Source organism: Coriobacteriia bacterium (genome assembly GCA_013334745.1).
In the GTDB taxonomy this organism is placed as follows: Bacteria; Actinomycetota; Coriobacteriia; order Anaerosomatales; family JAAXUF01; genus JAAXWY01.
Genome location: JAAXWY010000011.1, coordinates 14,044 through 25,450, shown reverse-complemented (window position 1 = coordinate 25,450; position 11,407 = coordinate 14,044). Strand labels below are relative to the sequence as shown.

11 protein-coding genes are annotated in these 11,407 nt (G+C 63.0%); all 11 read right to left on the bottom strand.

Annotation, left to right across the window (positions count from 1 at the left end; genetic code table 11):
* Positions 1–17 precede the first annotated feature (17 nt).
* Entirely contained in the window at positions 18–392 is a 375-nt protein-coding gene (gene xseB / locus HGB10_04720) for an exodeoxyribonuclease VII small subunit (protein ID NTU71105.1), read from the bottom strand.
* Positions 385–816, bottom strand: coding sequence for a transcription antitermination factor NusB (gene nusB / locus HGB10_04715; protein ID NTU71104.1), 432 nt, complete (start codon positions 814–816; stop codon positions 385–387). The genes xseB and nusB overlap by 8 nt, the downstream gene beginning before the upstream one ends.
* A gap of 7 nt (positions 817–823) precedes the next feature.
* On the bottom strand, positions 824–1,174 hold the full coding sequence (locus tag HGB10_04710; GenBank protein NTU71103.1) for an Asp23/Gls24 family envelope stress response protein: 351 nt from the start codon (positions 1,172–1,174) through the stop codon (positions 824–826).
* Between the two features lie 30 nt (positions 1,175–1,204).
* Positions 1,205–2,554 carry an acetyl-CoA carboxylase biotin carboxylase subunit gene (accC, locus tag HGB10_04705; protein ID NTU71102.1) on the bottom strand — a complete coding sequence of 450 codons (1,350 nt, stop codon included), beginning with the start codon at positions 2,552–2,554 and terminating at the stop codon, positions 1,205–1,207.
* Positions 2,555–2,572: 18 nt separating this feature from the next.
* The gene (gene accB, locus HGB10_04700; GenBank protein NTU71101.1) at positions 2,573–4,426 is read right to left on the bottom strand and encodes an acetyl-CoA carboxylase biotin carboxyl carrier protein; all 1,854 of its coding nucleotides are present in this window, start codon (positions 4,424–4,426) and stop codon (positions 2,573–2,575) included.
* A 140-nt stretch (positions 4,427–4,566) separates the two neighbouring features.
* Complete coding sequence (locus HGB10_04695; GenBank protein ID NTU71100.1) at positions 4,567–5,616, bottom strand: acyltransferase; 1,050 nt, start codon at positions 5,614–5,616, stop codon at positions 4,567–4,569.
* On the bottom strand, positions 5,616–6,176 hold the full coding sequence (efp, locus tag HGB10_04690; GenBank protein NTU71099.1) for an elongation factor P: 561 nt from the start codon (positions 6,174–6,176) through the stop codon (positions 5,616–5,618). Before efp ends, HGB10_04695 begins: the two co-directional genes overlap by 1 nt.
* 45 nt (positions 6,177–6,221) lie before the next feature.
* Entirely contained in the window at positions 6,222–7,313 is a 1,092-nt protein-coding gene (locus HGB10_04685; protein NTU71098.1) for an aminopeptidase P family protein, read from the bottom strand.
* A 64-nt stretch (positions 7,314–7,377) separates the two neighbouring features.
* The gene (locus HGB10_04680; GenBank protein ID NTU71097.1) at positions 7,378–8,664 is read right to left on the bottom strand and encodes a hypothetical protein; all 1,287 of its coding nucleotides are present in this window, start codon (positions 8,662–8,664) and stop codon (positions 7,378–7,380) included.
* 58 nt (positions 8,665–8,722) lie between these two features.
* The gene (locus HGB10_04675; protein ID NTU71096.1) at positions 8,723–9,379 is read right to left on the bottom strand and encodes a hypothetical protein; all 657 of its coding nucleotides are present in this window, start codon (positions 9,377–9,379) and stop codon (positions 8,723–8,725) included.
* 9 nt (positions 9,380–9,388) lie between these two features.
* Complete coding sequence (locus HGB10_04670; GenBank protein NTU71095.1) at positions 9,389–11,395, bottom strand: hypothetical protein; 2,007 nt, start codon at positions 11,393–11,395, stop codon at positions 9,389–9,391.
* Between the last annotated feature and the right edge of the window lie 12 nt (positions 11,396–11,407).

Below are 11,407 nucleotides of genomic sequence, written 5' to 3'. Positions count from 1 at the left end.
GATCGTGCGGTTGTCTCTTACTCGTCGACCGATTCGCCGGCTTCATCGGACGCGTCCGAGTCGCTCGGTTCGGCGTCGTCTGTCTCGACCTGCACCGAAGCGTCGTCAGCGACCGTATCACCCGAGATGCCCTCGGCCACCGGGTCCGTTGACGCAACGGCACCTTCCGACACTTCACCGTCGCCAACGGATTCTCCTGCCGCGTCGTCCCCGACGCCACCCACGCTCCAGTCCGCGTGGTCGATCATCTCGGTGCAGGCGTTCGCCAAACGGACACCCTCCTCGAGCAGATCTAGGCTCTTCTCGAGCGAGGTGTCCTTCTTGCGCACCTGAGAGACGATTTCATCCAAGCGCGTACGCGCGGTGGAGAAGCTGTAGGACTCGTCACTCATTGGCGGGTTCCTTCTCGACATGTGTGGCATGGCGCTCGGCGATCTTGCCGAGAACCCCGTTCACGAACTTCGACGAGTCTTCGCCGCCGTAGACCTTGGCGAGTTCGATCGCCTCGTTGATCGCCACGCTGGGCGGGATGTCATCGGCGAAGAGGACCTCGTACGTCGCGAGCCGCAGGATGCTGCGATCGACCAACGGCATGCGCGAAACGGCCCAGTTCTCGGATACCTCGCTCAGGGTCGAGTCGATCTCAACGAGATGCTCTTCGACGCCTCGTACCATCTCTTTGCAGAAGTCATCGGGCTCGCCCTCTTCGGTCGAGTAGCTCTGCGTACCGAGAATCGCACCCACACCCTCCCCCGTGATCTCACGTTGGTAGAGGATCTGCATGGCCATACGGCGTGATCTGCTGCGTTCGAGCATCCGACTCCTACTCGGCGAAGACGATGCCGTCGACGTACACGTCGACGGCAGCCACCTTGGCGCCAACCTGGCTGGTAACGGCGTCGGCAACCGCGGTTTGAACGCAGTTGGCGACATCCTTGAGCTTGTGTCCGTAGAGCACCTGCACGTGCACGGTCGCGCTGATGGCGCCTTCGTCATCGACGGCGACGTCGACAGCGCGCGATGCGCCCTTGCGGGCACCCTTCTGCACGAGACCCGCGAGACCGGGTGCACCGACGCCGGCGATACCCTCGACGCCCTCGGCGGCCACGGTCACGATGGTGTCGAGCACGCTCGGCGCGACGCCGAGACCCTCAAGACGGAGCTCATCTGACATGCCCGTCACACTCCTTCGCTGTAGTGGCGGCTAGTCGCCGCTCATCTCGGTCTCGACGAAGTCAGTATAGACTTCGCCTCGCTGGAATGCGGCGTTCTCCACGACCGCCTGATGGAACGGGATCGTGGTCGGGATACCGATCACGATGAACTCGTCGAGCGCGCGGCGTGCCCGCGCAACAGCCTCATCGCGCGTCTCACCCCACACGATGAGCTTGCCGAGCAACGAGTCGTATGTCGGCGGCACCGAGTACCCCGAGTAGACGTGCGAATCGATGCGCACCCCGAAGCCGCCCGGCGGATTGAACACCGAGATTGTGCCGGGGTGCGGGCGGAAGTTGTGTGCCGGGTCCTCGGCGTTGATGCGGAACTCGATCGCATGGCCGCGCTTCACAATCGCATCCTGCGTGGTATGACGCATCGGCTCACCCGCGGCGATGCGAATCTGCTCCTTGATGATGTCGACACCGGTGATCTGCTCGGAGATAGGATGCTCGACCTGAACGCGCGTGTTCATCTCCATGAAGTAGAAGCGCCCGTCGGTATCGAGCAGGAACTCGATCGTTCCGGCGTTCTGGTAGCCGACGGCGCGAACGGCCTTCATTGCGGCCTCGCCCATCGCCTCGCGCAGCTCCGGCGTGACAGCCGGGCTCGGCGCTTCCTCGACGAGTTTCTGGTGGCGGCGCTGAATCGAGCAGTCACGCTCGTAGAGGTGGACCGCGTTGCCGTGGGAGTCCGCGAGGATCTGCATCTCGACGTGGCGCGGTCGCAGCAGGTACTTCTCGATGTAGACCTCGTCATTGCCGAACGCTGCAGCGGCCTCGGTCTTGGCCGCAGTGAGGTTCACCTTGAGCTCATCGGGATCGTGAGCGACTCGCATGCCTTTGCCGCCACCGCCCGCACTCGCCTTGATGAGCACAGGGAAACCGACCTGCTCGGCGAAGCGCAGCGCGTCCTCGTAGTTCTCGACGATGCCGTCGGAACCGGGAACAGTGGGCACACCCGCCTGCATCATCGTGTCGCGGGCGACCGACTTGTCACCCATCCGGTCGATGGCGTCGGGCGATGGCCCGATGAACACGAGCCCGGAATCGGCACACGCGCGTGCGAACGCCGAGTTCTCGGCGAGGAAACCGTAACCCGGGTGAACGGCCTGGGCGCCCGTGGTGAGCGCTGCCGAGATGATGTTGGGCATGCTGAGGTAGGACAGCGCCGATGAGGCCGGACCGATACAGACCGAGTGATCGGCCATGCGGGCGTGAAGTGAATCGCGATCGGCCTCCGAGTATACGGCGACCGTCTCGACGCCCATCTCTTTGGCGGCCCTGATGACGCGCAGCGCGACTTCGCCGCGATTCGCGATGAGAATACGATCGAACACGGAAGACCTCCGGGTCGGTTAGGCGGGCTCGTAGTAGAACAGCACCGTGCCGTACTCGACGGCCGCACCGTTCGAGACGGCGACCTCGCGCACCACACCGGCCTCCTCGGCCACGATCTCGTTCATGAGCTTCATCGCCTCGAGGATGCACAGCGTCGCACCCTCCGCGAAGGAGTCACCTGCGGAGACGAACGCTGCCGAACCGGGCGATCCCGCCTCGTAGAACGTGCCGACCATCGGCGCGGTGACGGTCTTCCAGCTCGCCGGGCGCTCGCCCGCTGCAGGTGCTGCGACGGCTGCGGACTCCGGCGTGACGGCTGCCGGGGCGCTGGTTGCAGCGACGGCGACCGGAGCAGCAGCAGCGAAGCCGCCCTTGCGCACCGACACCTTCATGTCGCCCTCTTCGATGACGATCTCGGAGATGTCTGAGGCCTCCACGACCTTGATGAGCTCTCGGATCTGGTTGACGTCCACGGAATCGGCCTCCTTGACGGTGTGCAGTTCTTCACTCATGAGGAAGACGGCCTTCTCGGCGCCATCCTTGTGTGCTGACAAGTACGTACGCGCCTCGTTGGGGAAGAGTGCGTACATCAGTACGTCCTCTTCGCTCTTGGCGAGATCGCCGATCTCGGCTTCGACTTCGGCGTAGGTGGTGGTCACGAGCGAACCGGGAGCGATATCGAGAGCGAGCGGCTCGAGGTTGCCGAGCACCTTCGCCACGATCTCGGGATCCATCGACCCCGGTGCCTTACCGTAGTAGCCGCGGACGTAGTCACGCATCTCCTGCGGGATGACGTTCCAGCGCTTTCCGGTGAGCACGTTCATGACCGCCTGCGTGCCGACGATCTGCGACAGCGGGGTGACGAGGGGCGGATAGCCGACCTCGGCACGCACGCGCGGAATCTCCGCCATGACGTCGGGGAGCCGGTCGAGCGCCTTCTGTATCTCGAGCTGGCTGACCAGGTTGCTCATCATGCCGCCAGGAACCTGATGGCTGAAGACCTCCATCGAGAGCAGCGTGGTGATGCCGCGCTTGAGATGCTTCTTCTTGCGGACAGCCTCCCAGTACTCGGCAATCTCGAAGAGTAGGTCGAGGTCGAGACCGGTGTCGTACGGGGACTCCATGAGCGCGGCGACGATGGTCTCGACCGCCGGCTGGCTGTTGCCGAACGCGAGGGCGACCACTGCGGTGTCGACAATGTCCGCGCCCGCCTCGGCCGCTTTCACATAGTTCATCGGCGCCATACCGCCGATGTAGTGGCAATGCACGTGGACCGGCAGGCCGATCTCCTTCTTGAGCGCGAGCACCATCTTCTCGGTGCGGAACGGCGTAAGCATGCCCGCCATGTCCTTGATGCAGATGGTGTCGGCGCCGAGTTCCTTGAGCTCCTGAGCGTACTCGAGGTAGGCGTCGAGGGTGTGCACCGGGCTCACCGTATACGAGATGGCGCCTTCGAAAAGCCCTCCGCACTCGCGTATCGCCTCGGCTGAGGTCTTGACGTTGCGGATGTCGTTGAGCGCATCGAAGACGCGGAATACATCGACGCCGTTGCGCTTGCTGGCGTTCACGAAACGCGTGACGATCTCATCCGAGTAGTGGTGATAGCCGACGAGATTCTGACCACGGAGCAGCATCTGCAAAGGCGTGCGCGGGCAGTGCTGCTTGATGGTGCGCAGTCGCTCCCAGGGATTCTCGTCCATGAACCGCAGGCACGAGTCGAACGTCGCGCCGCCCCACACCTCGAGCGACCAGAAGCCGACAGAGTCCATCTTCGGCAGGATCGGCAGCATATCGCCGACCTCCATGCGCGTCGCCCACAACGACTGGTGCGCATCGCGCAGCGTCGTGTCGGTGATTCGGACCGGTCGCATCGCCCCTCCTTGTGGGTGCAGTCAACTATCAGCCGGCGCGGAAATCCTGGCAGGCGCGCCGGTCGGGCTCGAGTGGAACGACAAGTATATACGACCTGTGGAGACACGGCGACGCACACGAGGCCATATGGGCCGAGCCGCTACCCGGTCGGGGCAGCCGGCGAGTGCATGCGTTCCGCTGCCCTGACGATGGGCTGCGTAAGCCGTCGGAACACCACCGCGACCGCTATCGATGCGCCGATCGACCCGATCAGCCACACCACGGCGAGCGGGAGCGACGATCCATACGGGAGCAAGGGCCGGAGCGCCGTCTTCACCAGCATGTGCACGAGAAACAGCTCGAATGAGACCGCTCCTAGCGCCATCATGGCGCGGTGGAGTCGCGGCCACCACCGCTTCGACGCTCGCTCGGCAAGCACGACGGCCGCACCGAATCCGACCAGCGTCGGCACGTCATCGAACATGTGGGTTGCCGCCGGCACCAGTTGTGAGACCGCGACCGCGCCGTAATAGCCGGCAACCACCGCGAACCCGAGCACCCACGACGGCAGCTCCCACGCCAGGACGCCGCGGCGCAGATAGAGCGAGGCCAGCACCATCCCTGCGCAGAACTCCCAGAGGTACTGAGGGAAGAAGCGTTGCACCGCGTGGTCGTTTTGGAGGCCGAGCGCCGTCACACCGATCCAGAACGCGACCGACGCTACCGTGGCGAGCGCCAGGAAACGGGCGTCCCCGAGTCTCAGTTGGGCCGTCTGAAGCAGCGGAAACAGCAGGTAGAACGCGAGAATCGTCGAGACGAACCAGAGTTGGCCGCCGAAGCTACCGATGATGTGCCCGTCGAACATCTTGAACCAGAACAGATGGCCGAGATAGGCGTACACACCGTCATGTCGGTAGTACGCGTGGACCTGGTTCACGAGAAAGGCGATTGTCACGAACACGTAGTACGGGACCAGAATCTTGACGAACCGTCGACGGTAGAACGCGCTCGGAGACGATGAATGGGGCGACAACGACAGCCCGAAACCAGCGAGCACCAAGAATACGTGCACACCCGCCGCCCCGAATCCGAACAGCGCGGAATAGCGCCCCACGACCGACGCGTCGGCATAGTGGAACAACACGACGCTCAGGATCGACAGACCCTTACCGAAGTCGATGAAATCGATGCGGCTATTCGCTGCAGGCACTAGACCCGGGTGATGTAGCGCCCGTCGCGCGTGTCGATCCGCAGCTTCTCGCCCGTGTTGATGAACATCGGGACCTGAACGACCGCGCCGGTCTCAAGCGTGGCAGGCTTGGTGCCACCCTGAACCGTGTCGCCCTTGAAGCCGGGGTCAGTCTCGGTGACCTCGAGCTCGACGAACATCGGCGGCTCGACCCCCATGTACTCGCCATCCGCGGTCATGATCTCGACCTCGTCGTTGTCCTTGAGCCACTTGGCCTGCTCGCCGACGAAGTCCGCATCGAGCTCGATCTGCTCGTACGAGGTGTTGTCCATGAAGTAGAACGTCTCGCCATCGTTGTAGAGGTACTGCATCTTCTTGTTCTCGATGCGAACGTCGTCGAACTTCTCGCCGGCGCGGAACGTGTAGTCGACCACGCGTCCGCTCTGGAGCTCCTTGAGCTTGGTGCGAACGAACGCGCCACCCTTGCCCGGCTTGACGTGCTGGAACTCGATGATGACCCAGCGCTTGCCTTCGTGGACGATGCACATACCGTTCTTGAAGTTGGCGGTCGTAACCGGCATGAGTTCTGTCTCCCTAATCGGTCGGCCCACGCGTCTGGGCGGGTATCACAGTTCGATAAGATCCTTCGTCGAGGTGGTCAGCACGCGCGCTCCGCCCGCGTCGACCACCACCAAGTCCTCGATTCTAACACCGCCGAAACCAGGCAGGTAGGCACCGGGTTCGATGGTGACGACGTTGCCTACCGCAAGCGTGTGAGTACTCCGGGCGCCAACCGACGGCTGCTCATGGATCTCGAGGCCAAGTCCGTGCCCGAGCCCGTGCCCGAAGTAGTCGCCATACCCTGCCGCGGCAAGCACATCACGCGCTGCCTTATCCACTCCCGCACAGGCCACACCCTCGGCAACGGCTGCCAGCCCCGCAGCGTTGGCAGCCAGCACCGCTTGGTAGATCTCCCGCTGACGCGCGCTCGCAGTACCAACCACCACGGTTCGCGTCATGTCGGCACAGTAGCCGCCAACGCGGGCACCGAAGTCCATCTTGAGGAAGTCGCCTGCCACGATCTCCCGTGCACTCGGATGCGCATGAGGGAGCGCTGAGTTCGGGCCGCTTGCGACGATGGGTGGAAACGCTATCCCATCCGAGCCCGTGGCGCGCATGTGGAACTCAAGCTCGAGCGCCACCTCACGCTCGGTCATCCCGGGCCTCACGAAGCCGAGCACGTGATCAAACGCCGCGTCCGTGATCGCCTGGGCCTGCCCGATGAGCTCGATCTCGTTGGCGTCCTTCGAGGCGCGGAGTCGTTCAACCAGTCCCGCCGTCGGTACGATGTCGCCTTCGAAGCGCTCGCGGGCGCCCTCCACGGTCGCATACGGCATCGTTGATTCGACGGCGACACGCGTCGCGCCGGCGCCGACAGCGACAGCCAGCGCCTCACTCCACTGATCGTCGACGACGAGGCGAACGTCCCACGGGCCTTCGAGCGCAGCCGCCCGTGCGGACTCTAGATACCGGGAGTCGGTGAATACAACGGATTCCGAGTCGGTTACCGCGAGCAACGCGGCCGGTTCCTCGTCCCATACGCCGATGAACCCCGTGAGATAAGACACGTTGGGTACCGACCACACGACCATCGCGCCGAGCGCTGCATCGTGCATCAGCACCCGCAAAGCCTCAAGTCGAGCATCAACCGCGACCATCAAGCCGCCCCTTCGCCGCCGTGGCACCTGCCGAGATTCTACGCCACGGCGCGACCGATACGACCTAGAGCTCCTGCCACGTGTCGATCTGCAGGCTCTCGCCGGTCAGCTTGGGGTAGAGCGGCGGCGGGTTGTTCGCCAGCACCGGATCGCGGTCGAAGTTTCGGATTGTGTAGCCCGACGAGAATCCGATCATCTGAACCATGGCACGTGCGCCCTTGAGCGTGACGGAGTTCTTGTAGTCAGAGGAACCGAGTGTCAGCGTGTCGGTCCACGCCTTGGTCGTCGTGTTGTACTTCTTCAACCCTGATGGCGCCTCGGGGCCGACACCGGCCGTCTGCGACAAACACGCAGCCTGGACCATCTGGTCGTCGGGCATCGTCTGGTACCACCACGGGAACAGCACCTGCAGCTGTGCGACAAGCCCACACGTCACATTGGCACCGCTCGTCGTGGGGGTGATGTTGCCCGGGCAGTAAACGTTCTTGCTCGTGGCGAACGTGACCGACGCGGAGTAGTTCCCCGTGACCCACACGTTGTCGTCGAAGAAGAAGACGCCGCTGTGCGGAATCGCGTAGACCTCGGCTGTGCCGGTGGTGGTGATCGCACCAAGCAGCGGGTCGCTCGGGTAGCCGGTTCTTGGCAGGTTCTTGTTTATCGCCTGGATCTTGGTGATGGTCACCGTGGCACCATTGATCACCGCTTGGTAGCCAAGGAAGCCTGAAGCGGCCTTGTACGTCGACTCGGCCTGCGCCGTAGACTTCATCTGAGCGAGGTCGTAGGTGAGCTGGCTGAAGTCGATGTTCTTGTAGTTGTTCTTATAGCCACCAGGATAGTTTGCGGCCGCCGACGTACCCCAGGTGCAGTTTGCCCCCAGCCCGGCTGTGGCCCTACCCGTAATCACCCCGGAGTTGCTGATACCCTCATTGCAGTGGACGTCGCCGTAGAACGTGGCGCCGGCGCCGATGCTGTACGGACCCTGATCGACGCAGACGATGTACTTCGCCCAGCTCGGGAAGCTGACGGATGCACGCACGGTACGCTCGGTACCGTCGTTCAGCGTCCCGACTGATGTGAGGATGACCACGTCCGACGAGTTCTGGCTCCGGGTGACGAGCCACTGTCCGTCCTCCGTGTTCACAGGCCCGAGGGTCTCGTGGGTCTGCCAGTAGCCGTAGTCGACACTGAGCTGATACATGTACTCGTTGATCCCGGCCTCGGCGACGTGCATCGCCTGATTGTGCTTCTCGCCCGAGACGGTTTGATTGCCGCGGTACGAGACCACCATCAGCAGCGTCGTGGCCAGCAGGAAGAGCACTGCCGACATGATGAGGACAACCGCGAGCGCCATGCCTCTGTCGTCAGAGGCCGCGCTCCGCAAACGATCGAAGCGAGTCTGCGCCTTCATGCTAATCAACCCGATTCTCTACTGTGCGGATGCGAACCATCACCCGGCTGGTGACAGTGACTGTCTTGGAGCCGGATTCGCCCACCGTGTCCAACTTCACTCCGATCATGGAGATCTTGGGTGTCGTGTTAAACGGGTCGGTCGTGGTGACCACGTTGAATCCATGCTTGATGGGCCCGCAATAGACGGTCGTGTTGCGGTCGACGCTGTGATAGCAGAACATCGTTCCAGCCGACGTTCCCAGCTTCTTGATCAGTATCGTGGGCGCACCCGGACTCCCGTAGCTATAGGGAACCTCAGAGGTTGTCGGGAGCGCCACCGTGCGCTTCAGCGAGTTCCCCTCGATGTAATAGCGGATCATCTCCGGCTTCATGTCCGCATTGACATCCGCTGAGAACTTCAGTTGGCTCGCCTCGGCGATCCGCACAACGCCGTTGTTGTCGCTCGTGTCCTGCATCGACTGCCGCAGATCGCGCGTCATCCGGTCGACCGCGCGCTGTGCCTCGTCCTGTGCGTAGGCGCGCGCCGTCGTCTGATCAGTCATCGAGGCGGCGGCATTGAACATGAAGTACGACGCCGTGATGATCACAGAGATCAGCATCGCGACGATCAAGAACTCCGTAAGGGTCAGACCGCTGTCATCATCGAGGAATCGCATTGTCCTCGCCTACCAGCTCGACTGGGCCGTGACGGCCTTGAGCGCGCCGTCCGTCACGACCTGCGGCTGAGGCACTGCACCGGATCCGCCGTACGGGGTACGTCGACTCACCCAGTAGGTGCCGCTCGGGAGATTGAACGAGGCGGGAATCGTGGCGGACTGAGCTATCTGAGTGTACGCATGGGTCGCACCCGGGGTGCTGCTCGTGTAGACGTAGATCGTACGGGGGTACGTGCCGTTGTAGAGCACTTCAAGGGTGGCGCGCATCTTGATCGTCAGCGTTCCCTGCGTGTACTCGGAAAGCGTGACGTTGCCCGTCGTGGTGACCCATCCACTCTTTACCGACCGCACCGTGTACGTCTTGTTCGTGCCGATTGCACCCATGTTGTTGCTGGTCGCCTGGCCGTTGGAGTCGGTGACGGCCGGGAACGTCACGGTTGACGGGCCGGTGGCGGTGATGGTGGCACCGACGACCTTCTGAGCCGTCCCGGTGTTGTTGGTGACGGTCACCTTGATCGTGGTCGGTGCCGGTGGCGAGAGCTGGATAGTGAGCGTCCCCTGCGTGTATTCGCTCAGGGTCACTGTCCCCGTCTTGCTCGTCCAGCCCGTCTTCGCGGCCGTCACGGTATATGTCTTGCCCGTACCGATGGCACCCATGTTATTGCTCGTTGCGACGCCGTTCGCATCGGTCAGCGACGCGAATACGACCGTCGTCCCTCCCGTCGCCGAGCACGTCGCGCCCGATATGGGTACTCCGCTGGTATCGGTGACGGTGACCCGAATCGTAGTCGGTGGCTGCGGCGAGAGGACTACGGTGACCTCACCTTGGGTGTACTGGCTCATCGTGACGGTACCCGTGTTGGTGATGTATCCCGCCTTGGCGACGCTGACCGTATAGGACCTGTTCGTGCCGATGGCCCCCATGTCGTTGCTGGTGGCCTGGCCGAGAGAATCGGTCGTAGCGCCGAAGGTGACGCCTGTCGCGGTACAAGTAGCGCCTTGAATCGCGTTGTTGCTGGCGTCCTTGACCGTGACCTTCAGGGTGGTCAGGCGGTTCATGACAAGCGAACTCGTGTAGGCGCTACCACCCGCGACGACGACAAGGTTGTCCACCGGCGTCTTCTTGCTGTACCCGCTGAGGGTGCCGCTGACGGTGTACGTCCCTTTGCGCAACTTCTCAAAAAACGCGTCACCATTCTCATCCGAGACGGCCGTACCGGTTCCCGATGGACAGCTCCAGTCAGCTGATCCGGCCGGGCCCGTGATTGTCACGGCAACTCCGGGCAACGGATTTCCCGAGTTGTCGGTGACGTGAACTGTGCCGCTGCTTGCTCGAACGCCCTGGACGGTCCAGATATTCTTCTGGTTCGCAATCACAGTAGCGCCCGAGACGGGTGACATATCAAGGTAGTGAGTCGAGCAGGTACCCGTTATGACGATAGAGCCTGTGGGCACCTTTCCCCAACGTACATAACCTGCCGAGCCAGTCGTCGCCGAGACGGTCGGCGAAGCGGTCGGCTTGATCGTGATAGTGGCGCCCGGTACGGGGTCGCTGGTGTCAGAGTCCACGACGTAGACGTACACGTCGCCCGTGTTGCCGGTGGCCTCTCCGACGACTGCCGACTCCAGGGTCACACTGGCCTCTCGCGGGTACGTCCACGAGACAGTGATGGTGACCTTCTTGTCGGTCGAGTACCCGTCAGCATCCCACACCCAACCCACGTCGGTAACCACCGTGAAACTGCGGTCTCCGGCGGCTGTGGGAACCGTGACGATCTCAGGCGTTTCGATGGTGCCCGTCGGAATGCCGCTCGCGGTCCCAAGTTTCGAGTACGACAGGTTGCGCGCCTGTTCCATACGGAGATTCGCAAGTTCAAGCCCGCTCTGCCGCATCGCGTTCGCTGCATTCGCGGTGCCGGCGTAGGCGATCACGCCCATCACACTCGTGGACACCATGAAGAGAATCACCGCAGCGATAACGAACTCCACCACAGTGAAGCCAGTGTCACTCTTCATGAACCGCTTCAG